Origin of the sequence: Citrobacter portucalensis, from assembly GCF_023374935.1 — a bacterium.
GTDB lineage: Bacteria > Pseudomonadota > Gammaproteobacteria > Enterobacterales > Enterobacteriaceae > Citrobacter > Citrobacter portucalensis.
This window is the reverse complement of record NZ_CP092466.1, coordinates 467,360-492,530: the sequence shown is the minus strand read 5'-3', so window position 1 is coordinate 492,530 and position 25,171 is coordinate 467,360. Positions and strand designations below refer to the sequence as shown.

22 protein-coding genes are annotated in these 25,171 nt (G+C 52.8%); 12 read left to right on the top strand and 10 right to left on the bottom strand.

What is annotated here, in order from left to right; translation table 11 throughout:
• Window positions 1-3: 3 nt before the first annotated feature.
• Both aaeA and aaeX read right to left on the bottom strand, forming a co-directional pair.
• Window positions 4-936: a p-hydroxybenzoic acid efflux pump subunit AaeA gene (aaeA, locus tag LY264_RS02395; RefSeq protein WP_003828814.1), complete on the bottom strand. Its 933-nt coding sequence runs from the start codon at window positions 934-936 to the stop codon at window positions 4-6.
• 7 nt (window positions 937-943) lie between these two features.
• On the bottom strand, window positions 944-1,147 hold the full coding sequence (aaeX, locus tag LY264_RS02390; RefSeq protein WP_003828816.1) for a p-hydroxybenzoic acid efflux pump operon protein AaeX: 204 nt from the start codon (window positions 1,145-1,147) through the stop codon (window positions 944-946).
• A 184-nt stretch (window positions 1,148-1,331) separates the two neighbouring features.
• Here aaeX and aaeR point away from each other — a divergent pair, with 184 nt between their 5' ends.
• Window positions 1,332-2,261 carry an HTH-type transcriptional activator AaeR gene (gene aaeR / locus LY264_RS02385; protein ID WP_008785957.1) on the top strand — a complete coding sequence of 310 codons (930 nt, stop codon included), beginning with the start codon at window positions 1,332-1,334 and terminating at the stop codon, window positions 2,259-2,261.
• Window positions 2,262-2,347: 86 nt separating this feature from the next.
• On the opposite strand, the gene tldD is transcribed toward aaeR, so the two are convergent.
• The 8 genes from tldD to csrD form a co-directional block, all read right to left on the bottom strand.
• Window positions 2,348-3,793 carry a metalloprotease TldD gene (tldD, locus tag LY264_RS02380; RefSeq protein ID WP_003025183.1) on the bottom strand — a complete coding sequence of 482 codons (1,446 nt, stop codon included), beginning with the start codon at window positions 3,791-3,793 and terminating at the stop codon, window positions 2,348-2,350.
• Window positions 3,794-3,940: 147 nt separating this feature from the next.
• On the bottom strand, window positions 3,941-7,741 hold the full coding sequence (gene yhdP / locus LY264_RS02375; protein ID WP_048225743.1) for an AsmA2 domain-containing protein YhdP: 3,801 nt from the start codon (window positions 7,739-7,741) through the stop codon (window positions 3,941-3,943).
• Between the two features lie 111 nt (window positions 7,742-7,852).
• Window positions 7,853-9,322 (bottom strand): ribonuclease G, encoded by a 1,470-nt coding sequence (gene rng / locus LY264_RS02370; RefSeq protein ID WP_003025190.1) that lies wholly within the window; start codon window positions 9,320-9,322, stop codon window positions 7,853-7,855.
• Window positions 9,312-9,905 carry a Maf family protein gene (locus LY264_RS02365; protein ID WP_048225746.1) on the bottom strand — a complete coding sequence of 198 codons (594 nt, stop codon included), beginning with the start codon at window positions 9,903-9,905 and terminating at the stop codon, window positions 9,312-9,314. The genes rng and LY264_RS02365 overlap by 11 nt, the downstream gene beginning before the upstream one ends.
• A 7-nt stretch (window positions 9,906-9,912) precedes the next feature.
• The gene (mreD, locus tag LY264_RS02360) at window positions 9,913-10,401 is read right to left on the bottom strand and encodes a rod shape-determining protein MreD (protein WP_003025196.1); all 489 of its coding nucleotides are present in this window, start codon (window positions 10,399-10,401) and stop codon (window positions 9,913-9,915) included.
• Window positions 10,402-11,424: a rod shape-determining protein MreC gene (mreC, locus tag LY264_RS02355; RefSeq protein ID WP_008785960.1), complete on the bottom strand. Its 1,023-nt coding sequence runs from the start codon at window positions 11,422-11,424 to the stop codon at window positions 10,402-10,404.
• A gap of 66 nt (window positions 11,425-11,490) precedes the next feature.
• Entirely contained in the window at window positions 11,491-12,534 is a 1,044-nt protein-coding gene (gene mreB, locus LY264_RS02350; protein WP_000913396.1) for a rod shape-determining protein MreB, read from the bottom strand.
• Window positions 12,535-12,840: 306 nt separating this feature from the next.
• Window positions 12,841-14,781, bottom strand: a complete 1,941-nt coding sequence (csrD, locus tag LY264_RS02345) for an RNase E specificity factor CsrD (protein WP_048215442.1) — start codon at window positions 14,779-14,781, stop codon at window positions 12,841-12,843.
• 225 nt (window positions 14,782-15,006) lie between these two features.
• Here csrD and acuI point away from each other — a divergent pair, with 225 nt between their 5' ends.
• From acuI to fis, 11 genes are all read left to right on the top strand, one after another.
• On the top strand, window positions 15,007-15,981 hold the full coding sequence (gene acuI / locus LY264_RS02340; protein ID WP_003828832.1) for an acrylyl-CoA reductase (NADPH): 975 nt from the start codon (window positions 15,007-15,009) through the stop codon (window positions 15,979-15,981).
• 119 nt (window positions 15,982-16,100) lie between these two features.
• Window positions 16,101-17,105 carry a protein-methionine-sulfoxide reductase catalytic subunit MsrP gene (gene msrP, locus LY264_RS02335; RefSeq protein WP_048225747.1) on the top strand — a complete coding sequence of 335 codons (1,005 nt, stop codon included), beginning with the start codon at window positions 16,101-16,103 and terminating at the stop codon, window positions 17,103-17,105.
• Entirely contained in the window at window positions 17,106-17,705 is a 600-nt protein-coding gene (gene msrQ / locus LY264_RS02330; protein ID WP_048225749.1) for a protein-methionine-sulfoxide reductase heme-binding subunit MsrQ, read from the top strand.
• Window positions 17,706-18,097: 392 nt separating this feature from the next.
• The gene (gene accB / locus LY264_RS02325; RefSeq protein WP_003025210.1) at window positions 18,098-18,568 is read left to right on the top strand and encodes an acetyl-CoA carboxylase biotin carboxyl carrier protein; all 471 of its coding nucleotides are present in this window, start codon (window positions 18,098-18,100) and stop codon (window positions 18,566-18,568) included.
• A 10-nt stretch (window positions 18,569-18,578) separates the two neighbouring features.
• Window positions 18,579-19,928: an acetyl-CoA carboxylase biotin carboxylase subunit gene (accC, locus tag LY264_RS02320; RefSeq protein ID WP_003828838.1), complete on the top strand. Its 1,350-nt coding sequence runs from the start codon at window positions 18,579-18,581 to the stop codon at window positions 19,926-19,928.
• Window positions 19,929-20,035: 107 nt separating this feature from the next.
• On the top strand, window positions 20,036-20,278 hold the full coding sequence (locus tag LY264_RS02315) for a YhdT family protein (protein WP_003828839.1): 243 nt from the start codon (window positions 20,036-20,038) through the stop codon (window positions 20,276-20,278).
• The gene (gene panF, locus LY264_RS02310; RefSeq protein WP_048225751.1) at window positions 20,268-21,719 is read left to right on the top strand and encodes a sodium/pantothenate symporter; all 1,452 of its coding nucleotides are present in this window, start codon (window positions 20,268-20,270) and stop codon (window positions 21,717-21,719) included. The genes LY264_RS02315 and panF overlap by 11 nt, the downstream gene beginning before the upstream one ends.
• Window positions 21,720-21,730: 11 nt before the next feature.
• Entirely contained in the window at window positions 21,731-22,612 is an 882-nt protein-coding gene (gene prmA / locus LY264_RS02305) for a 50S ribosomal protein L11 methyltransferase (protein WP_003025221.1), read from the top strand.
• A gap of 170 nt (window positions 22,613-22,782) precedes the next feature.
• Complete coding sequence (locus LY264_RS02300) at window positions 22,783-23,517, top strand: carbonic anhydrase (RefSeq protein ID WP_240498900.1); 735 nt, start codon at window positions 22,783-22,785, stop codon at window positions 23,515-23,517.
• 298 nt (window positions 23,518-23,815) lie between these two features.
• Window positions 23,816-24,781, top strand: coding sequence for a tRNA dihydrouridine synthase DusB (gene dusB / locus LY264_RS02295; RefSeq protein ID WP_008785970.1), 966 nt, complete (start codon window positions 23,816-23,818; stop codon window positions 24,779-24,781).
• Window positions 24,782-24,806: 25 nt separating this feature from the next.
• Entirely contained in the window at window positions 24,807-25,103 is a 297-nt protein-coding gene (gene fis / locus LY264_RS02290; protein WP_000462905.1) for a DNA-binding transcriptional regulator Fis, read from the top strand.
• Window positions 25,104-25,171 lie beyond the last annotated feature (68 nt).

Sequence of the window (25,171 nt, the reverse complement as noted above, 5' to 3'; positions counted from 1 at the left end):
CGATTAACCAAACTCGCGCAGGCGGTGCGCCATTTTACGGAAGAAGGACTCCTGGCTTGCATCACGGTCCTGCTTACCGGTAATGACAACGGTAGCCGTTGTCCCGGCAGGCCACAGAGTTCCCTGCTGTTCATCAAGGCGGATTCGCACCGGTACACGCTGCGCCAGGCGTACCCATTCCAGATTTGAATCAATGGTCGCCATACCTTTTGCATCCTGCGTACTGCTGGCATTTGTTACCCCCGCCGCCACGCTATCAACGGTACCTTTTAAGACATTATTACTGCCCAACGGGGTGATCTCAGCGCGATAACCAGGGCGAACGCCTTCCAGTTTGGTTTCTTCCATATAGGCCAGCACATAGAAAGAATGCTGTTTGACCAGTGCCACCGCTGTGGAACCACGCGTAATAAATTCGCCGCTATAGACGTTCAGGTTAGTGACCCAACCGTCTGCTGGTGCGCGAATGACGGTACGTTCCAGATCTAATTTTGCCAGGTCGCGGGTCGCTTGTGCTTTCGCAAGCTGGTGTAATACGGTTTGCAGGACGTTGTTTGACTGGTCAATCTCTTCACGAGACATGGCCTGCACGCCAAGGCGGTTACGACGTCCAGCCTCCTGGCGTTTTTCCTGGGCCAGAACCTGATAATAAGAAACATCAGCTTCGGCCTGCTCAAGGGCTTTTTTGTAGCGTGGCTGATCGATGGTGAACAGAATCTGATCCTTTTTCACCAGTTGGTTATCATGGACGTTAACGTTGGAAATAAGACCCGCAACATCCGGCGCAATAGCGACAACTTCCGCGCTGAAACGCGCATCACGTGTCCATGGCGACTCGGTGTAATACACCCATGCGCGAAAAATAGCGATGAAGGCCAGAATGACCAGTACGAGAGTCGTGGCCGTACGGGAGAGTTTTTTTGTTAGTGTTTTCACTTCAACCTCAAACGAACAGGCGCGTTATTAAATAGAACAGGCAGCAATACAGCGCGGTGTTAAACAGAGCCGGATGCCAGACAAAATCATAGATGCCGGTTGGAACCAGCATCCGGCGCACCAGCCAGAAAATCGCCAGTGACAAAAGTAATTCGAAAAAAATCGGTGGGAAGGACAAACCAAACACCACGATAACGGGAAACAGACTCATGTTGACCTTGGTAACTTAAGAGAGTGCAGGTGATAGATTTTCTAGCGTATGTCACCGCAGAGAAGGGCAAGGATGAGCCAGGCGAGAGCGACATAGCTGTTATTTGAATAATAATATATTAACGTAACTGTTATGCTGTTATCTATATTATGTGATCTAAATCACTTTTAAGCCAGAGTGAACAATGGAACGATTAAAACGTATGTCGGTGTTCGCCAAAGTCGTCGAACTGGGCTCCTTCACCGCCGCCGCAAGACAGCTACAAATGAGCGTTTCATCGATAAGCCAGACGGTCTCCAAACTGGAAGATGAGCTACAGGTTAAGCTGCTAAACCGCAGTACACGCAGCATTGGGCTGACCGAAGCCGGTAAAATTTACTACCAGGGCTGCCGGAGAATGCTGCACGAAGCGCAGGATGTTCACGAGCAGCTTTATGCCTTTAACAACACGCCCATCGGCACGCTGCGCATTGGTTGTTCTTCAACCATGGCACAAAATGTCCTTGCCGGATTGACCGCGACCATGCTGAAGGAATACCCCGGTCTGACGGTAAATCTGGTAACAGGCATCCCGGCACCGGATTTAATCGCCGATGGTCTGGACGTGGTCATCCGCGTCGGTGCGTTGCAGGACTCCAGTCTGTTCTCGCGTCGCCTGGGCGCCATGCCGATGGTGGTCTGCGCGGCTAAAAGCTATCTCGCACAGTTTGGTGCCCCGGAGAAACCCGCCGATCTCAGCAACCACTCGTGGCTGGAATATAGCGTGCGCCCGGATAATGAATTCGAGCTTATCGCTCCGGAAGGAATTTCCACCCGTCTGATACCTGAGGGTCGTTTTGTGACTAACGATCCGATGACATTGGTGCGCTGGCTGGCTGCGGGTGCGGGCATTGCCTATGTTCCGCTGATGTGGGTGATCAATGAGATCAATCGTGGCGAAGTGGAGATCCTGCTCCCCCGCTACCAGTCGGATCCGCGTCCGGTCTATGCGCTGTATACCGAAAAAGACAAACTGCCGCTCAAGGTCCAGGTGGTGATTAACTATCTGACGGAGTATTTTGTCGATGTAGCGCAGCTTTTTCAGGGGATGTACGGCCGGGGAAAAGAGAAATAAAAAGAGTATTGGCCGGATAAGGCGTTGACGCCGCGTCCGGAAAGATGCCCGATAGCGCTGGTGCTTATCGGGCATACATCATGATGTTATGCAGTACCACCTACCGTCAGGTTATCCACCTTCAGCGTCGGCTGGCCCACGCCCACCGGCAGGCTCTGCCCTTCTTTACCGCACACACCAACCCCGTTATCCAGCTTCAGGTCGTTACCTACCATCGAAATCTGCTGCATCGCTTCGATACCAGACCCAATCAGCGTCGCGCCTTTCACCGGTTTGGTTACTTTACCGTTTTCAATCAGATACGCTTCAGACGTCGAGAACACAAATTTCCCGGAGGTGATATCCACCTGGCCGCCGCCGAAGTTAGGCGCATAAATGCCGTATTCAACGGATTCGATGATTTCCTGCGGCGTGGATTTCCCCGGCAGCATGTAGGTGTTGGTCATACGTGGCATCGGCAGGTGCGCGTAAGATTCACGGCGACCGTTACCCGTTGGCGCGACGCCCATCAGGCGCGCGTTCAGTTTGTCCTGCATGTAGCCTTTCAGAATACCGTTTTCGATCAGCACGTTGTACTGACCCGGTGTGCCTTCATCATCAATAGCCACAGAGCCACGACGGTCCGCCATTGTGCCATCATCCACAACGGTACACAGTTCCGACGCCACCAGCTCACCCATGTGACCGCTGAATACCGAGGTACCACGGCGGTTAAAGTCACCTTCCAGACCATGACCGACCGCTTCATGCAGCAGAACGCCAGGCCAGCCAGCGCCGAGTACTACCGGCAGCGTACCAGCAGGCGCTGCTACCGCGGACAAATTAACTAACGCCATGCGTACGGCTTCTTTCGCCCACGCGTCAGCACGGACTTCACCATCAAGGTCGCCAAGGAAATAGTCATAGCCAAAACGACCGCCACCACCGCTGGCACCGCGCTCGCGCTTACCGTCCTCTTCGACCTGTACGCTTACGGACAGGCGTACCAGCGGGCGAACGTCAGCGGCCAACGTACCGTCGGTCGCTGCTACCAGGATCAGTTCATAAACACCGGTCAGGCTGGCGGTTACTTCCTGGACGCGTTTGTCGGCGGCACGGGCCACGCTATCAACGCGACGCAGAATATCCAGTTTCTCTTCGCGGCTCATGCTCTGTAACGGATCAACCGAAGTGTAAAGCGCCTGATGCTCAACCGCTCCCAGCGTTTTTACTTTGCCGTCACCGCTGTCACGCACGATAGTACGGGCAGCATGAGCACTTTGCTCCAACGCCAGCAGGCTGATCTGGTCTGCATAGGCAAACCCTGTTTTTTCGCCGCTGATGGCGCGCACGCCAACACCCTGATCGATATTGTAAGAGCCGTCTTTAATGATGCGGTCTTCTAAAACCCAGGATTCGTGATAGCTCGACTGAAAATAGAGATCGCCGTAGTCAAGACGGCGTTCGGCCAGTTGGCCCAGAATGGCAAACAGATCCTGATGTTTCAGGCCATTCGCCGCTAGCAATTGTTCACTTACCAGGTTCAGACTCATCGTTTTGGTTACTCATTTAATTCTGCCGGATGGCGGCAAAAACGCCTTATCCGGCCTACGTTGTTAGGCTACTGTAGGCCGGATAAGCGCTGCTCCATCCGGCAATACTATGTACTGAGATTGGGGCAATTACTTGCCCCCGTCAAATCATTGCTGGCTTTCTTTGCGCGGCTGACGCAGAACTTCGTTAATCTGCGGTTTATCGACCGGACCGGTGATGCGATAGCGCAGAATCGAAACTTTGCTCCATAATGGTCCCAGAACCTTACTGGCAGCAAACACCGCCGCACCGACAATCGGGTTGACAGCAAACGCAGCGGCAACCCCTACGGTGGCAGAAATTTCAGGCGCGACAATGGCTTCCATATCCAGCTCCCGACGGACCAGGTTCACTGAGCCTTTCATCGCAATGTCTGCCTCCAGACCATCCACCAGTGTGTCGTCGGTATGCATCACACCATCTTTGATCCACGCCGTGCTGCGAATCGAGTCGAAATAGAAACCTTCACTGAAGGTATCGCTAAAATCAAAACGCAGTTTACGTAGCAACGCATCAAAGCTCAGCAGTCGCAACAGTTGCCCCGCATGCCCGGTACTGAGTTCGGTAAGCTCACCTTTGCCCAACCGGGTACGCAAAATCCCATTCAGCGAAGCTTCGTCCGGATCCCATGGCGGGTTACGCCAGTGCAGGTCATACTCCACGTTGAACGAAGAATTACGAATCGGGGTCGATACGCCAAAGAAACTGGCCGCAGAGTCAATTTTATTACCGCTCAGTTTCCCCTTCAGTGACGTTCGCTCTTTGCCCGGCGCATTCACCCACACGCCATCGGTGGTCAGTCTGGCAAAGCCCGTATCCAACAGACCGTTGCTCAACGTTAGCGTGTCGCCTTTAATTGCTACATCGGCATCAATGCGCCCATATTTCTGTCCCCACATCCAGCACTCGGCACAGCGTAACTGAAGGTCCGGCCAGCCGCGGAAGCTGAAGTTGTCCACTGCGGAAAACGGCGAGGCTGATGTGTTGCCCGGTGACGCTTTCGCCGCGCTGGGGTTGTAATAAAGATACTTAATATTGGCCAGCCATGGCGCATTATTGCGCATAGCCAGCGTGGCATTAATTTCACGACCCTGCGCCTGCACAATGGAGCCATTGCTCGCAGGCTCAGACACAATACTCAAATTATTCCACTGCTGACCGCCCAGGGATAACGATGGCGTACGCACGGTGATGCGTTGTGGGAAGTTGGCATTAGTGCCAACGTTATCCGCTGCGCCTTTTTGGAACAACGCCAGCCATTGCGCGCCATCCATAGGGGGAAGATTAAGCTCAATGCCTTGCTGATCGGGTAACGCGGGCACAGTACGGCTTTCCGACGTCCAGATAGCGCGGTCAAGCGTCAGTTTCTGATTCAGCAGCCAGCGGCTGTTAAAGTGGTTCTTACTGCCAGCATTGCCGGTCAGTTCAAAGCTGCGCAGATTGCCGTTAGCCTTAACGTTTACCGGCAACGCCTCACCGACCGCCTTATTCAGCGGAGCCGGTAAGTGACTACTTACATTCTTCAGGTCACCCTTTAGCTCAATGTCGTAGGTCGGCCCGGCATGATACGGAAGATCGATACCCACTTTGCCATTCCACGCCATGCTGCCGCTTAAGGCGTCGTTGACCTGCGCCGGTAAAATCCCCATGCGGGTTGGCTGCCAGTCGCCTTGCAGGTTCACGGCTACCTGATAGGCTTTCGCCCCTTCGGTGGTGGAGAAGTCGACGTTCAGCGGCTGATTAAACCAGTTCGCCGTCATCGGCTCGCTCTTCAGATCGCCGTTGATAAAGCTGAATTTACCATTCAAATTCTTCAGCGTGCTGTCGAGTGGTTTAATAAACAAGCTGTTATTACGCAGGTTGACGTCGCCTTTGGCGGTAACCAGCGAGCCGTCTAGCGGAATATCAAGATGTAAGCGAGCATTCACATCACCGTCAATTTGCAACTGTTCCAGCGTGGCACCGAGAGAATCATTCAACGGAGTCTCATCAAAATAAGGTCCAACCGCCTTGCCTGACCCGTTGATATCGGCATCAATCAGCAGCTTTTCTTTTGCATAGTCGGGAATATTAGCCGTCAGGTTACTGGCCTTCACGCCGCCTAGATTGACGCTATCCGTCTTCATCCACAGGCCATCGTTAATGAAGTTTAGTTCGATATTAAGATCGGTTAGCGCAGGCCAGTCGGGCTGGAAAGCAAATTTCGCATTGCGTAGCGGCACCAGGACCTGAAACTGCCCTTCATTGTGCAGATACGGGAACAGATTCGGGTTACCGCCATACACCAGCGTGGCGTTATCCGCTTCGCCGCCCTGAATAGCGCCGCTGAGGTAGTCAACCAGATCCTTACCCATCAGGTTTTCCGGGAAATAGCGCCAGGCCTGGGAGCCATCGTCGGTGCTGATACCGGCCAGAATGCCCAACCATGGCTCATCATCAGCCGGTTGCAGATAGCGAAAACCACCGCGCGCATGTACCGCTTTCGCTTTAACATCAATGTTGCGCCCGTCTAACTGGAAGCCTTTATCATTCTTCAGCCAGCTTAGCGTCGCCACGCCGTTCTCTATTTCCAGCGGCGCGCGGAAGACGGTTTCATACGGCATTTTTGCTTGTTTCATGGAGGCGGTAAGCGCCCCATTTTCAACGCTGCCCGCAAGCGTACCGGAGAAATGTTCTGCCCCCGGCAGCAGCTTCCACTGTTTCCAGGCCAAATCGGTCCACGAGGACAGGAAGCGGGTTTTTTCTGTCGCCTGTAACGGGATATCCAGCGCAAGCACATCTATTTTGCCGCTGGGTTGCGTGGCCCGCCAGATATCACCCAGCGCAGGTGATAACCGGGACGCCATCGGACGCAGTCCTTCTAACCCGGCCAGTTCCAGATTACTGGCGCGAATGCGTAGCTCATCACTGCGTTTGTTATTCTCGCCACCGACTTCCTGCTCGGGGATCCAGGCCAGCGTTAATGCCCCGCTCGGCCAGGGCTTATCATCCATGGTGATACGCGTATCGGGAATAGAGAATTGCCAGCCCGGCTCTTCACGGCTGATGTGCGCCGTCAGATTATCGACGGAGAGCGTGTGCGTACGATTTTCACCCAGCCAACTTGCCCCGCCTTTTTTCAGCCAGACATCACCACCAGAAACGACGCCTTTGCTGATCGTCATCCATGCTTCCAGGCTAAAACGCGCGGTTTGTAGCGCGACATTATCCTGCATCCATTTGCCTAACCACGGTTTGACGTCGATGTCGTCTGCCTGCAGCCAGACTCGACCGTTATTCAACAGCCCTTCGTCATCACGCAGATCCATACGCACCTGCATAATGCCGTGCTGTCCGGTCAGGCTGGAGAGACTGACCTGACCCTCGGCGCGATGCCGATTTTTACCATTCAACCAGGTAAGCTGTGGGATCGCCAGTTCAGCACGTTGACCTGAGAGGGTTATAAAGCTGATATGGCTGTCGCGTAGATCGAAATGATCAAACTGACGCAGGAAGAGATCGCTGAGATGGCCGGTTTCAATCCCATCTCCGCCTTCGCTGCGCTGGATAGGCGTATTGGTGCGCAACTGCAGTTGCCAGAAGGTGAGATCGCGAAACTGCCAGCGCATGTGCAGCAAACTTTGCCAGACATCCAGCGCCAGCGTGACGCGTTTTACCGAAAATTCTCCCCCATCTTTCAGCTGCGCATGGATATTACGCGCTTCAAGCGTAGGACCGAAATTTTGCCAGCTGGCAGAAAGCTGGCTGGCGGAAACAGGTAGACCTGTGGCGGATTCAATCTTGCCAAGAATGGCCGGACGCCAGCTATCAAGATGAGGTAACGCAAGGCGCAGTCCACTGACCAGCAGCGCTGCGATGACAACGAATGCGGCTCCAGTGAGCAGTAAAATCCCCGGCAATCGCCTCACGCGCCTCTCCTTGTCTACCAAAAAATATGACTCACACCCCTTGAGTGAATATTGCCGGATAACGGCGCTTGCGCCTTATCCGGCCTACATGCGCGGGTGCCACTACACGATTTACATCATGACGACGTCGAACTGCTCCTGGTTATACAGCGGTTCGATTTGTACTTTGACCTGTTTGCCGACAAAGATCTCAACTTCCGCCAGCGCATGTGACTCTTCACCTTTCAGGGTTTCAGCCACTGCCGGAGAGGCATAAACCAGGAAACGATCGGAGTCATATGCATGGTGTACGCGCACGATTTCGCGCATGATTTCATAGCATACGGTTTCCACCGTTTTCACCGTACCACGCCCATGGCAGGTCGGACACTCGTTGCACAGTACATGTTCCACGCTTTCACGTGTGCGTTTGCGCGTCATCTCCACCAGGCCCAGCTGTGAAAAACCGTTAATGCTGGTTTTTACGCGATCCTTGCTCAGAGCCTGCTCCAGGGAGTGCAGCACCCGGCGACGGTGATCTTCATTATTCATGTCGATAAAATCGATAATGATAATGCCGCCGAGGTTACGCAGACGCAGCTGACGAGCAATGGCCTGCGTTGCTTCAATATTAGTATTAAAGATAGTGTCGTCGAGATTACGATGCCCAACAAACGCGCCGGTGTTGATATCCACGGTGGTCATCGCTTCGGTTTGATCGATGATCAGATAACCGCCGGACTTCAGCTCAACTTTGCGTTCCAGCGCGCGCTGGATTTCATTCTCAACGTCAAAGAGATCAAAAATAGGCTGTCGCCCGCTGTAATGTTCCAGCTTGCTGGTCATCTCGGGGATATATTCCGCCGTAAATTCCAGTAACGCCTCATAGGTCAGACGGGAGTCGACGCGGATGCGGTCAAGCTGCGCATCGGCAAAGTCACGCAACACGCGCTGTGCCAGTGCCAACTCACCGTACATCTGGTAGCGCGTTTGCGGGCGCTTTTTACGCTCCATGACTTTCGTCCAGACGCGCTTCAGGTAGGCAGCATCCGAGGCCAGATCCTCTTCGCATACGCCTTCCGCCGCCGTACGAATGATGAAGCCGCCCTGCTCATCGCAGTAATCCGCCACCACTTTTTTCAGGCGTTCGCGTTCGGTTTCGCTTTCGATACGTTGGGATACGCCAACGTGCGAAGCACCCGGCATAAAGACGAGATAACGGGAAGGTAGCGTGATGTCCGTCGTCAGGCGTGCGCCTTTAGTTCCCAACGGATCTTTTACCACCTGCACCATCAGATCCTGACCCTGGCGCACCAGTTCAGAAATGTCGCGTACGGTGAACTGTTTTTGTTCTTCACCCGCCACGCATTCGGTGTGCGGCATGATGTCAGAAGCGTGAAGAAATGCGGCTTTATCCAGTCCAATATCTACAAAAGCCGCCTGCATACCCGGAAGTACACGACTTACACGACCTTTGTAGATATTGCCTACGATTCCGCGTCGCGCCTCACGTTCAATATGAATTTCCTGCAGAATACCACCATCGATGTAAGCCACCCGAGTTTCCGATGGCGTTACGTTTACCAACAATTCAGCCGTCATGTTTATCCCTTTTCTCACGCAGTGCGTTAAAATTGGTCAGCAACTCATACGTTTCTACCAGCGGTAAGCCGACTACGGCGTGATAGCTGCCATTTATCTTCCTGACAAAACAGCCACCCAACCCTTGAATACCGTATGCACCTGCTTTATCCATTGGTTCACCGCTGGCAACATAGCCCGCGATGTCCTCATCGGTTAGTGCTCTGAATGTCACTTCCGTCACTACCAGGCAGTCCAGACTGTGCTGGCGATCGGCCAGTGCCACGGCCGTCATAACTTGATGCGTTTTGCCCGACAGTTTGCGCAGCATTGCTGCGGCATGGGCGGCGTCGTGCGGTTTTTCCAACACTTCGCCATTAAGGATAACGATGGTATCCGCACCCAATACCGGCAAATCGCGCTGTGCCAGCACTACGCCAGCCTGCGCTTTTTCGCGCGCCAGACGGGAAACGTACTGCTGCGCGCTTTCCTGCGGGTGCCGCTGTTCTTCAATCCCAGGGACCAGTCGTTCAAACGTAACACCAAGCTGAGCGAGCAACTCCTGACGACGTGGAGAACCTGAAGCAAGATACAGAGTATTCATATCAACCTTATTGCACCGCAAACTGCTGACGGACTTTACGCATCAGTAAGAATAGCCATGGCCAAAGCACACCATTCACTACACTACTCCAGAACACTTCAGGTCTGAAAGAGACGTTGATCACTAAAAACTCGGCCCAGAAAACAATAATATCCACGACCAGTGATAACAACATGACCACCAGCGCCTGTTGCCAGAGCGCGAGGTTTCGGAATAGCTGGAATTTCAACGCGACCAGATAAGCAATGATACTCATCGACAATGCGCGCACGCCAAGCGTGGAGCCGCTGATGAGATCCAGTATGGCACCCACCACAAATCCCGTGCCCACATTTACGCGATGCGGCAGTGCCAGGATCCAATACAACAAGATGAGCAGCACCCAGTTTGGTCGGAAAACCAGAATGTCATCCGGCCAGGGCATGACTTGCAGCAACAGTGCAATAAGGAACGAGAGCCAAATCACCCAACGTCCCTGGCTACGATAGCTTGCCACTTACTGTCCTCCCGGCTTACGCGGAGCAGGTTGTGGCGGCGTGGTATCTGCGGGCGCTGGAGCCACGCCTGTTGCAGGTGCTGGTATTGGCGCAGGCGGTCCCATAGTATCTGGTGCAGGCAGAACTTGCGGCATCATCTGCATCAGACGTTCATTAGCAACGCGGTGTACTTCTTCCGGCGTCATCGGGTTTGCGCCATTACGATCGGCACCCCACAACAGCAGCAGATAGCGCAGACGCTGCAGACCCGCAGTCGGGCGAGCCTGAATCACGGTATAAGCACGCTGAGTGTCCAGCTTAACGGAAGAAACAACAGCAACCGGATAACCTTCAGGGAAACGTCCACCCAGACCCGAGGTGACCAGCACATCGCCAACGCGAATGTCGGTGTTGGCTGGCAGGTGTTCGAGCTGAAGATCGTCGGTGCAGCCGTTACCCGCAGCGATCACGCGGATATCGTTACGCAGTACCTGAATGGGCAGCGCATGCGTCGCATCGCAAATCAGCAGCACGCGGCTGGTCAATTTAGCCACCGCCACGACCTGACCTACTACGCCTTTGTCACTAATAACCGGCTGACCTTCATAGACGCCGTTAACGCTCCCTTTGTCGATCACAACCTGATCGCTGTAAGGGTCATTAACCGTTGAGATGACCTGCGTCACCATCTTTTGTTCGTCCTGACGCAATGGCGATCCCAGCAGCTCACGCAAACGCGCGTTCTCCTGTTTGTATTGCCCCAGCATCAGTAGTTCGCTATTTTTCAGCAGCAGTTCCTGACGCAACGCCCGGTTTTCAAGTTCGAGTTGGTCACGCGAAGCCAGCGTTTGCGACACGCCGTCGAGTAATTCACGAGGACCATTTGAGATAAAGTAGAAAGGACTGACGGCGGTATCCATGTACGTTCGGATTTGACTAAACGTACCCAGGCGGCTGTCGGCAATAATAACGCCGAGCGCCACCAGCACCGCCAGAATAAGGCGAATCTGTAGCGACGGGCCACGGCTAAAAATTGGCTTCATAGTCTATGCGTATTCTCGTATCAGAGCGGAAGGGCAACCCGCGGGGGCTACCCAACCTGCATCCGATTACTCTTCGCTGAACAGGTCGCCGCCGTGCATGTCGATCATTTCCAGCGCCTTGCCGCCGCCGCGCGCCACGCAGGTCAGCGGATCTTCAGCAACAACAACTGGAATACCGGTTTCTTCCATTAACAGACGGTCAAGGTTACGCAGCAGCGCACCGCCACCGGTCAGCACCATACCGCGTTCGGAGATGTCAGACGCCAGTTCCGGCGGGCACTGTTCCAGTGCAACCATTACTGCGCTTACGATACCGGTCAGTGGTTCCTGCAGAGCTTCCAGAATCTCGTTAGAGTTCAGGGTAAAGCCGCGCGGAACGCCTTCAGCCAGGTTACGACCGCGAACTTCGATTTCGCGCACTTCGTCACCCGGATAAGCGGAACCGATCTCGTGTTTAATACGTTCTGCGGTCGCTTCACCGATCAGTGAACCGTAGTTACGACGAACATAATTAATGATGGCTTCATCGAAGCGGTCGCCGCCAATACGGACAGAAGAGGAGTAAACCACGCCGTTCAGGGAGATAACGGCAACTTCAGTGGTACCACCACCGATATCAACAACCATTGAACCGGTTGCTTCAGAGACTGGCAGACCCGCACCGATCGCGGCCGCCATCGGCTCTTCGATCAGGAACACTTCACGAGCACCTGCGCCCTGAGCGGATTCACGGATCGCACGGCGTTCAACCTGAGTTGCTCCAACCGGTACACACACCAGTACGCGCGGGCTTGGGCGCATGAAGCTATTGCTGTGCACTTGCTTGATAAAGTGCTGGAGCATTTTTTCAGTCACGAAGAAGTCAGCGATAACGCCGTCTTTCATTGGGCGAATTGCAGCGATATTGCCCGGCGTACGACCCAGCATCTGCTTCGCATCATGACCTACTGCAGCCACGCTTTTCGGCGAACCGGCACGATCCTGACGAATGGCCACAACAGAAGGCTCATTCAATACGATGCCTTGTCCTTTTACATAAATAAGGGTATTCGCGGTACCCAGGTCAATGGACAGGTCATTGGAAAACATGCCACGAAATTTTTTCAACATACTAAGGGATAATCCTGAAAGCTGGGGCGGAAAACAAAATCCGCTTACTTTACCAACCACACGCAGCAGCGACAAGGCGCAAAAATCATCTGCTACGGTGAAAATTAGTGCAGTTCGTTTCCTTTGTTACAAAACCGGCCTGAGTCCATCAGGGCTGAATAAATCAGCAGCACTCCTCGCTTTTGTTTGCAACCTGTCAAAGGTCATTCACCTGCATGTTTGCTGTTACAACCTGGCGAGCAGGCAAGCACACCCCCAGAAGGCACAGCGCGCGTTATTCTACGTGAAAACAAATTAAACGGCAGGTTAAACCGAGTATCTTTGCGAATATTTTTTCACGTTAGTGTCAAGTGGTTGTGATGCGGCAAAAAAATCCCCTTGCCCACCCGCAACTCCGCGTTCTGTCAGCGTATGCCACTCACTACGCGAACGTACGCCCGTGGCGTAAACCTGCGTGGGAGTTCCCGAACAGGCCTCCACCAGGCTTTGAACCAGAAGCTGATTTTCCGTTCGCTTATCAATGTTCCTCACCAGACTTGGATGTAGCTTCAATAACTCAACGTTAAGCTCTTTGATCCAACTGGTGCTCACCAGTGTTAACCCCGCCTGCGTAACGGCAATACGCACGCCCAGCGCATTCATCAATCTGATAACGGGCTGTAACCGGCTGATATGTTGACAGACATCTGCCTCAGCAAGTTCAATAATTATGCGTTTGCGTAATGATTTTTCGCACTGCATCAGCGTATCACGCAGCCAGCGCTGAAAACGTGGACGAATAAGCGATTCAACCGTTGTCTGCATCGCCAGATTTTCCTGCGGCCAGTAGCCCAAAAGCAGGATCAGACGGCTTATCTGCAAACGGTCATATTCTTCTGCCAGACCAAATTGCAGGACCATCGGCATATATTCCGCCGAAATGACCTCTTCGTTGCCATCAAAAATACGGCACATCAACTCCCGATGGTGCACCCGGCCTTCGCGCGTTACCGCAGGCTTTTGATAAATTCTTGGCCCACCCCGGCTGAGCATCTGTTCGATCAGCGTTCGCCAGCGTACATTGCCCCGACCTTTTTCCGGCAGCGAGTCATCATAGACCGACCAGCTATTTCCACCCTGCAATACCGAATTCCGGGTGGCAGCTTCGGCATGATCCATTACTTGCTCCGGCGACTGACCGCTGCGGCAAACGCAAATGCCAATATGAACCATATCGGCACGATCGATCATTTTATTAGCCGGAAGTGCATCTACCGCTTTTAATAATTGCCCGGCGATGCTTTCCGCCTCTTTTAGAGTACGGTGCGGCAGCAGGATAGCAAAATCGCTACGGTGGTAGCGCGCCAGCAACGCGCCCGGATAGCGCGTCATAAAAGTCGACAATAAATTGATCAGCGTCGAGATTTGTTCTTCCGCGAGGGTGATTCCCCAGCTATCGCGCAGCAGCGTAAAGTCCGGCAGGCGCACCATCATCACGACGCCATGCGAGCCTACTTTTTCCTGATCTTCCAGCAGCGTGGCCAGTTGGTTATCAAAGAACAAGCGGTTGCTTAGCCCGGTTTTTGTATCCTGCGCGACATAGGAACGAATCAGCGTATCCAGGCGGCTGCGTTGCTCGCGGGCATTTTGAATTTCAGTCAGCAGCATATCGAGCGCACTGCTGGTACGCGCAGGCCATTCATAGACCGTTCCCCGCACGTTCGGTCCACGTTCGCCGTTCAGAATACGCGTAGAACGGATCTCCAGCAGCTCCTGACCCGAAAGCTGGCGCTGAAGCCAGCGCACAGACAAAAAGAGCATCAGAATAATGAAAGCAATGGCTATCGTGAGCGGTGCGGTGGTCAGTAGCGAATGGAAATAGTTACCCATCGGATCCTGATAAACCAGACGCAATGACATACCCGGATGCTTAACCAACGGTACGGTAATCTCGCGGTAGAGATTGTTTGTCCCTGCCGGTCGGTAGCTGCTGGTCCGTGAGTGGTCATACACCACGTTTTCGCCCTGCAACAGTTCGATGCGCACGATATCAACAGAAACCATCAGTTCATCTATTTGCGGAGTTAACGCAACGACATCTCTGGAGACCAGATGCGTATCAATCGCCGTCGCGACTGCATGAACGCGCGTGGTGAACTTATATTGAATAGCGTTGTAGAAACTCAGCGAACAGCCGATCAGAGTCACGAAGATCGTTAACCCAGTAAGCAGCGTGACAAAAGCTGAAAATTTCGTCGTTAATCGCATCCTTGTGTTAACTCCGACAGTTATGAAACAGGCCTGAAAGTGATAAATCGACTCTAAAATGCAAAACTGACCACAAAATCCGCCAATTTATACAAACTGTGAGGGCATACTACCAAATCAGGTATATCTGGCAATTTATTGCGCAGAATCGGCATCATGTTTTGATTAGCGAGTATAGTCTTCATTATTAATTTTCCAATCCACTATACGAATTGAGGACAGGTTATGCAGGCTTTGATCTTAGAACAGCAGGACGGAAAAACCCTCGCATCCGTTCAACCCCTCGACGAAAATCAGCTACCGGAAGGCGATGTGACGGTGGATGTCCACTGGTCAAGCCTGAACTATAAAGACGCCCTGGCTATCACCGGCAAGGGAAAAATCATTCGTAATTTTCCGATGATTCCTGGTATCGATTTCGCTGGTACCGTGCGAGCAAGCGAAGATCCCCGTTTTCATGCGGGTCAGGAGGTTTTACTGACCGGTTGGGGCGTAGGTGAAAATCATTGGGGTGGACTGGCAGAACGCGCACGCGTGAAAGGCGACTGGCTGGTTGCGTTGCCAAAAGGGCTGGATGGACGTAAAGCCATGGTCATCGGTACCGCTGGCTTTACCGCCATGCTTTGCGTCATGGCGCTTGAAGATGCAGGAATTCGTCCGCAAGACGGTGAGATTGTCGTCACTGGCGCCAGCGGAGGCGTGGGCAGCACGGCCGTTGCGTTACTGCATAAGCTGGGTTATCAGGTTGCGGCGGTTTCGGGTCGTGAAAGCACCCACGACTACCTGAAAAGCCTGGGCGCTAACCGCATTCTTGGCCGCGATGAATTTGCTGAATCTCGCCCGCTGGAAAAACAGCTGTGGGCTGGCGCGGTGGATACCGTTGGCGACAAAGTTCTGGCGAAAGTCCTCGCGCAGATGAACTACGGCGGCTGTGTTGCCGCCTGCGGCCTGGCGGGCGGTTTCGCTCTGCCAACCACCGTGATGCCATTCATTCTGCGTAACGTTCGTTTGCAAGGAGTGGACTCGGTGATGACCCCGCCGGCACGCCGTGCAGAAGCCTGGGCGCGTTTGGTTAAGGATCTGCCGGAATCGTTCTATGCTCAGGCTGCAACGGAAATTACGCTGGCGGATGCGCCGAAGTTCGCCGATGCCATCATCAATAACCAGGTGCAAGGCCGTACGCTGGTGAAGGTGAAGTAACAGACTCTGGCGCAGAAATTTACACTTAATTAACGAAATTTCGCGGCACATCTACAGACTCCCTGCCATATTAACTACGCGTCCCCTGTCAGTTATGACGCGTAAGCCGGGAGTCTGTTATGAAGAAATTACGTCCATTTACAGAAGCCGACGTCACCGCCGAGTCGGCTTTTTTTATGCAGCGCCGTCAGGTACTGCAAGCATTAGGGATCAGCGCAGCCGCGTTATCTTTGCCCCTCTCTGCGCAGGCCGACCTTCTTAGCTGGTTTAAGGGTAATGACCGCCCTCCGGCACCTGCGGGTAAGCCGCTTGATTTCAGCAAGCCCACCGCCTGGCAAAATTCGCTTCCTTTAACGCCAGCGGATAAAGTTTCTGGCTACAACAACTTCTATGAGTTTGGTCTCGACAAAGCGGATCCAGCGGCCAACGCCGGCAGTCTGAAAACCGATCCGTGGACATTAAAAATCAGTGGTGAGGTCGCCAAACCACTCACTCTCGATCACGATACCTTGACCACCCGTTTCCCGCTGGAGCAACGGATTTACCGCATGCGCTGCGTGGAAGCCTGGTCAATGGTCGTGCCGTGGATTGGTTTCCCGTTACATAAACTGTTGGCGCAAGTGGAACCCACCAGCAATGCGAAGTATGTCGCGTTCGAAACGCTGTACGCACCGGAAGAAATGCCAGGGCAAAAAGATCGCTTTATTGGCGGCGGGCTGAAGTATCCCTATGTTGAAGGGTTACGCCTGGATGAAGCGATGCACCCACTCACACTGCTTACCGTGGGGGTTTATGGTAAGGCCCTTCCGCCACAAAATGGCGCGCCCATTCGCTTAATTGTGCCGTGGAAATATGGATTTAAAGGCATTAAGTCGATCGTGAGTATCAAACTCACGCGCGAACGCCCTCCGACAACCTGGAATCTGGCCGCGCCCAATGAATACGGGTTTTATGCCAACGTGAATCCGCATGTCGATCATCCCCGCTGGTCCCAGGCCACTGAGCGTTTTATTGGCGCTGGCGGTATTCTGGACGTACAGCGTCAGCCCACGCTGATGTTTAACGGCTATGCCGAAGAGGTTGCGTCACTGTATCGCGGACTCAATTTGCAGGAGAATTTTTAAGTGCGACTGACCGCAAAGCACATTACCGGGCTGAAATTTTGCCTGCATCTTGCCGGTTTTTTGCCGTTTATCTGGCTATTTTGGGCGATAAATCACGGCGGTCTGAGCGCGGATCCGGTCAAAGATATCCTGCACTTTACTGGTAGGACAGCTCTGAAATTCTTGCTGGCAACCTTGCTGGTCTCTCCACTCGCGCGCTACGCTAAACAGCCATTATTGATACGCACACGTCGCCTGTTAGGGCTATGGTGTTTCGCCTGGGCAACACTGCATTTAACCAGCTACGCGTTACTGGAACTGGGCATTAATAATCTGGCGTTGTTAGGGCGGGAATTAATTACGCGGCCTTATTTAACCTTGGGCATTGTCAGTTGGGTCATATTATTCGCCCTCACCTTAACATCCACGCAGGCTGCGCAGCGAAAGCTGGGTAAAAACTGGCAGTCTTTGCACAACTTCGTCTATCTTCTGGCGATCCTGGCACCCATACATTATCTGTGGTCGGTAAAAATTATCTCCCCTCAACCGATTATTTATGCAGCGCTCGCTGCGGTGCTATTAGCGTGCCGTTACAAGAAGTTTCGCCAGTGGTGGCGGTAGTTTCACGATATGTGCAGTGCGTTGCAAAACACGGACGATCCGATTTTCTTTACATGTTAACGGTTGATTATCTTCCCTGATAAGACCAGTATTTAGCTGCCAATTGCTACGAAATAGTTATAATGTGCGACTTTGCTATCCCCGGTAGCGTTTTTAAGGCGCTGAAAGGGTGACAATCGCATATTGAAGGTATATTTTGTCTTTTACCCGAAAATGGCAGAAGATAGCCGCACAATGACTAACAAGTCTGGCAATCTCACTTAATGGCAGCAGCACCCAGTGCAGCGCCTGAGATGCGTGGCATCTTGTCACTCACTGTTATAAAAATGCTATACAGACGGCGGTAAAACGCCTGTCACAATCTCACTAAACAAAGAGTACGGAACCCACTCATGGATATTCGTAAGATTAAAAAACTGATCGAGCTGGTTGAAGAATCAGGCATCTCCGAACTGGAAATTTCTGAAGGCGAAGAATCTGTACGCATCAGCCGTGCGGCGCCAGCTGCAAGTTTTCCGATGATGCAACAGGCTTATGCTGCACCAGTGATGCAGCAACCAGCTCTGTCTAACGCTGTCGCACAAACTGCCTCTCCAAGTATGGAAGCTCCGGCAGCAGCGGAAATCAGTGGTCACATCGTACGCTCCCCAATGGTTGGTACGTTCTACCGCACCCCGAGCCCGGATGCTAAAGCGTTCATCGAAATCGGACAGAAAGTGAATGCGGGCGATACCCTGTGCATCGTTGAAGCCATGAAAATGATGAACCAGATCGAAGCCGACAAATCCGGCGTAGTTAAAGCGATTCTGGTAGAAAGTGGTCAACCGGTAGAATTTGACGAGCCGCTGGTCGTCATCGAATAACGAGGCGAACATGTTGGATAAAATTGTTATCGCCAACCGCGGCGAGATTGCCCTGCGTATTCTTCGTGCCTGTAAAGAACTGGGCATCAAGACTGTCGCTGTGCATTCAAGTGCGGATCGCGATTTAAAACACGTATTGCTGGCGGATGAGACGGTCTGTATCGGCCCGGCTCCGTCCGTAAAAAGCTATCTGAACATCCCGGCTATCATCAGCGCCGCTGAAATCACCGGCGCGGTGGCAATTCACCCGGGCTATGGCTTCCTCTCTGAGAACGCCAATTTTGCTGAGCAGGTAGAGCGTTCTGGCTTTATCTTCATCGGCCCGAAAGCCGACACCATCCGCCTGATGGGCGACAAAGTGTCCGCAATCACCGCGATGAAGAAAGCGGGCGTACCGACAGTCCCAGGCTCTGACGGCCCGCTGGGCGATGACATGGACGCTAACCGCGCTCATGCTAAACGCATCGGCTACCCGGTTATCATCAAAGCCTCCGGCGGCGGCGGCGGTCGCGGTATGCGCGTCGTGCGCAGCGATGCCGAACTGGCACAATCCATCTCCATGACCAAAGCGGAAGCAAAAGCCGCTTTCAATAACGACATGGTCTACATGGAGAAATACCTGGAAAACCCACGCCACATTGAAATTCAGGTGCTGGCTGACGGTCAGGGTAACGCAATTTATCTGGCAGAACGTGACTGCTCCATGCAGCGTCGTCACCAGAAAGTTGTCGAAGAAGCACCAGCGCCAGGCATTACCCCGGAACTGCGTCGCTACATCGGCGAGCGTTGCGCCAAAGCGTGTGTTGATATCGGCTATCGCGGGGCGGGTACTTTCGAGTTCCTGTTCGAAAACGGCGAGTTCTACTTTATTGAGATGAACACCCGTATTCAGGTTGAACACCCGGTAACCGAAATGATCACCGGCGTTGATCTGATCAAAGAGCAGCTGCGCATCGCAGCGGGCCAACCGCTGTCCATCAAGCAGGACGAAGTTGTGGTTAAAGGCCATGCGGTAGAATGCCGTATCAACGCCGAAGACCCGAACACCTTCCTGCCAAGCCCGGGTAAAATCACGCGTTTCCACGCGCCGGGTGGCTTTGGTGTGCGTTGGGAGTCTCATATTTACGCAGGCTACACCGTACCTCCGTACTATGACTCAATGATCGGTAAGCTGATCTGCTATGGCGAAAACCGCGACGTCGCTATCGCCCGTATGAAAAACGCATTGCAGGAACTGATCATCGACGGTATCAAAACCAACGTTGACCTGCAGATCCGTATCATGAATGACGAGCACTTCCAGCACGGTGGAACCAATATCCACTACCTGGAGAAAAAACTCGGACTTCAGGAAAAGTAAGCGTGCGTTAACCGAAAAGGCCGGAAATTCCGGCCTTTTGTTTTTCTCCCCTCCCGCACGTGCCATAAGGTACAATCCCCGCTTTCTTTATCCACAAGGGACAAAAAATGGACGCTCGTTTTGTTCAGGCCCATAAAGAGGCGCGCTGGGCGCTGTGGCTAACCCTTTTATATCTGGTCACATGGTTAGTGGCCGCTTACTTACCAGATTCAACGCTGGGTTTTACCGGCTTACCGCACTGGTTCGAAATGGCCTGCCTGCTAACGCCGCTGGTTTTTATCGTGCTGTGCTGGGCGATGGTGAAGTTTATCTATCGCGACATTCCGTTGGAGGATGACGATGCAGCTTGAAGTTATTTTACCGCTGGTCGCCTATCTTCTGGTGGTCTTCGGTCTCTCAGTTTATGCCATGCGCAAGAGATCGACCGGTACCTTCCTGAATGAATATTTCCTCGGCAGCCGCTCCATGGGCGGCGTCGTGTTAGCGATGACGCTAACGGCAACCTACATTAGCGCCAGCTCGTTTATTGGCGGTCCTGGTGCCGCTTACAAATACGGACTGGGATGGGTGCTGCTAGCGATGATCCAGTTGCCCGCCGTATGGCTCTCATTGGGAATTCTTGGTAAGAAATTCGCCATTCTGGCACGCCGTTATAATGCTGTTACCCTCAACGATATGCTATTTGCGCGCTACCAGAGCCGCCTGCTGGTATGGCTGGCGAGCCTCAGCCTGTTGGTCGCGTTTGTCGGGGCAATGACCGTACAGTTTATTGGCGGCGCACGTTTGCTGGAAACCGCAGCGGGTATCCCCTACGAAACCGGTCTGCTGATTTTTGGCGTCAGCATCGCGTTATACACGGCGTTCGGCGGCTTTCGCGCCAGCGTACTGAACGATACCATGCAGGGCATGGTGATGCTGATTGGTACTATCGTTTTGCTGGTCGGCGTCGTTCATGCTGCCGGTGGCCTTAGCAATGCGGTGGTAACCCTGCAGGCTATCGACCCTAAACTGGTCTCGCCGCAGGGCGCTGATGACATTTTGTCACCCACGTTTATGACCTCATTCTGGGTGTTGGTATGCTTTGGCGTGATTGGCTTGCCGCATACGGCGGTACGCTGCATCTCTTATAAAGACAGTAAAGCGGTACACCGCGGCATTATCATCGGCACCATCGTAGTGGCGATCCTGATGTTTGGTATGCATCTGGCGGGTGCCCTGGGACGGGCGGTAATCCCTGACCTGACGGTACCGGATCTGGTTATCCCTACGCTGATGGTCAAAGTGTTGCCGCCGGTCGCTGCCGGGATTTTCCTCGCCGCGCCCATGGCCGCGATCATGTCGACGATCAATGCCCAATTGCTGCAAAGTTCCGCTACGATCATTAAGGATCTGTACCTGAACCTTCGCCCGGAACAGCTGGAAAACGAAACCCGGCTGAAGCGCATGTCGGCAGTGATTACCCTGCTGCTGGGCGCGTTACTGCTGCTGGCCGCCTGGAAACCGCCAGAGATGATTATCTGGTTGAATCTGCTGGCGTTTGGCGGGCTGGAAGCCGTCTTCCTGTGGCCTCTGGTGCTAGGCCTCTATTGGGAACGGGCAAACGCGTCAGGCGCATTGAGCGCGATGATTGTCGGCGGCGTGCTTTATGCTCTACTCGCCACCTTTAACGTTCAGTTCCTGGGCTTCCACCCAATCGTGCCCTCGTTACTGATAAGCTTGCTGGCTTTCTTGATAGGCAACCGTTTCGGTTCCGTCGTCCCGCAAGCCGCCATATTGACTACTGATAAATAAAGAGTTTTGCCATGCCATGGATCCAACTGAAACTGAACACGACCGGTGCCAACGCTGAAGAGTTGAGCGATGCGCTGATGGAAGCGGGCTCCGTTTCCATTACTTTCCAGGATACGCATGATACGCCGGTATTTGAACCTCTGCCGGGCGAGACTCGCCTGTGGGGTGATACCGACGTTATCGGCTTGTTCGATGCAGAAACCGACATGAAAGAAGTAGTTGCTATCCTGGAACAGCATCCGCTGCTGGGTGAAGGCTTCGCGCATAAAATCGAACAGCTCGAAGACAAAGACTGGGAACGCGAATGGATGGATAACTTCCACCCGATGCGCTTTGGTGAACGTCTGTGGATTTGCCCAAGCTGGCGCGATGTCCCGGATGAGAATGCTGTCAACGTGATGCTGGACCCGGGTCTGGCGTTTGGTACAGGCACGCACCCCACCACCTCTCTGTGCCTGCAATGGCTGGACGGTCTTGATCTTAACGGTAAAACGGTTATCGACTTTGGCTGCGGCTCCGGCATTCTTGCCATTGCGGCGCTGAAGCTGGGTGCGGCGAAAGCCATTGGCGTAGATATCGATCCGCAAGCGATTCAGGCCAGCCGTGATAACGCCCAGCGTAACGGTGTTTCTGAGCGTCTGGAGCTTTATCTGCCGAAAGATCAGCCAGAGGCGATGAAAGCCGACGTGGTGGTCGCCAACATCCTTGCTGGCCCATTACGTGAACTGGCTCCGTTAATCAGCGTACTGCCCGTTGAGGGCGGCTTGCTGGGGCTTTCTGGTATTCTTGCCAGTCAGGCAGAAAGTGTCTGTGAAGCCTATGCCGATCTCTTTACGCTCGATCCGGTTATCGAGAAAGAAGAGTGGTGTCGCATTACCGGCCAGAAAAAATAATCCCTTCCGGCGTGGTTATCTGACCACGCCATTTTCAGACAATAGACCAGCATACCGACACTTTCCTCAGCGATATAATAATCAATTGATTTTGTTATTTTTTATATTGATTTTCATTGAGTAAACGTATGCGTTTCAACTGTTTTACAACAACTTTGCTGGCAGCATGCATGATGCCACTGACCACGCTGGCCGTACCATGGGGATATACCGAAGAAAACGGCCCCGCACGGTGGGGAGAAATCAGCAAAGCGTATGCAACGTGCCAGACGGGCATAAACCAATCCCCCATAGACATCCAGACCACCACTGCCAGTAAACTCGGTCTTCCCGCGCTCAACATGCAGTACGTCGATGGCCCAACCAGATTTCGGAGCATTAACCATACGTTGCAGGCAACGATGAGTAGCTATGCATCTAATTCTATTGAAATTGATGAAACGCTTTATTATTTAAAACAATTTGATTTTCATGCCCCGAGCGAACATACGCTCAACGGTAAAACCTATCCGCTGGAGCTGCAGTTACTCCACAAAAATCAATCCGGAGACATCGCTATCGTAGCGGTTATGTTTGACGTCGGTGAACCGAACCAGGCGATTCAAAATTTGTGGGAGTCCTTTCCAACCATGGAGGACAGCAGTATGCCCATCTTCTCACCCGTTAATATCAATCAACTTTTACCCGACAATAAAACCTACTGGCTCTATCGTGGTTCGTTAACAACGCCTCCCTGCACCGAAGGTGTCACCTGGGCTGTCCTGAAAACGCCTGTTGCTCTTTCAGCCGAACAGTTGGATAAATTTCACTACATTGTTGGGCCTGCAAACAATCGCCCGCTGCAGCCGTTGAATGAACGCAAGATTACGGACAGCTATTCTGGGGATACCGAGATCCTGTACTAAAATGAGGTAGCGATCACACAATGACGAGGTAATTTGCTGATTAATTCAGCAGAATATCTTGTCAGTACCGTCTGCAGCTGAAGAAAAAATGAGAAGTTACGCAAAATTATATGTGTATATAAAATCGACACATTTTTATAATGCGATGATTTATATGATTAAATATTTTCATGCGTTCACATTTACGGCAATTCATTGATCCACCTCAGTGGATTGGTCAAAGTTTGGCCTTTCATCTCGTGCGAAAAATGCGTAATATACGCCGCCTTGCAGTCACAGTATGGTCATTTCTTAACTCATGCGCATCGGACAATACCAGCTCAGAAATCGCCTGATCGCAGCACCTATGGCTGGCATCACTGACAGACCATTCAGGACGCTGTGCTATGAGATGGGAGCAGGATTGACAGTATCCGAGATGATGTCTTCTAACCCGCAGGTTTGGGAAAGTGATAAGTCTCGTTTACGGATGGTGCACGTTGATGAGCCAGGAATTCGCACGGTGCAAATTGCCGGTAGCGACCCTGTTGAGATGGCCGATGCCGCACGTATTAACGTGGAAAGCGGCGCCCAGATTATTGATATCAATATGGGGTGTCCGGCTAAAAAAGTGAATCGCAAGCTCGCAGGTTCAGCCCTCTTGCAGTACCCGGATTTAGTGAAATCGATACTAACCGAGGTCGTCAATGCAGTGGACGTTCCTGTCACACTCAAGATTCGCACCGGCTGGGCTCCGGAACACCGTAACTGCGTAGAGATTGCCCAACTGGCTGAAGACTGTGGCATTCAGGCTCTGACCATTCATGGACGCACCCGCGCCTGTTTGTTCAATGGAGATGCTGAGTACGACAGTATTCGGGCAGTTAAGCAGAAAGTTTCCATTCCGATTATCGCGAATGGCGACATTACTGACCCGCATAAAGCCAGAGCTGTACTCGACTATACGGGGGCGGATGCCCTGATGATAGGACGTGCAGCTCAGGGAAGACCCTGGATCTTTCGGGAAATCCAGCATTATCTGGACACTGGGGAGCTGCTGCCCCCGCTGCCTCTGGCAGAGGTGAAGCGCTTGCTTTGTGCGCATATTCGGGAACTGCACGACTTTTATGGTCAGGCAAAAGGGTACCGAATTGCGCGTAAACACGTATCCTGGTATCTCCAGGAACACGCTCCGGATGACCAGTTTCGGCGCACATTCAACGCCATTGAAGATTCCAGCGAACAGCTGGCGGCGTTGGAGGCATACTTCGAAAATTTTGCGTAAACAGAAATAAAGAGCTGACAGAACTATGTTCGAACAACGCGTAAATTCTGACGTACTGACCGTTTCTACCGTTAACTCTCAGGACCAGGTAACTCAAAAGCCCCTGCGTGACTCGGTTAAACAGGCACTGAAGAACTATTTTGCTCAATTGAATGGTCAGGATGTGAATGATCTCTATGAGCTGGTACTGGCTGAAGTAGAACAGCCCCTGTTGGACATGGTGATGCAATACACCCGCGGTAACCAGACCCGTGCTGCCCTGATGATGGGCATCAACCGTGGTACGCTGCGTAAAAAACTGAAAAAATACGGCATGAACTGATACTAATCAGTTAAGTGTTTGTTTTAAAAGGCGCTACTCGGCATGGGGAAGCGCCTTTTTTATTGACG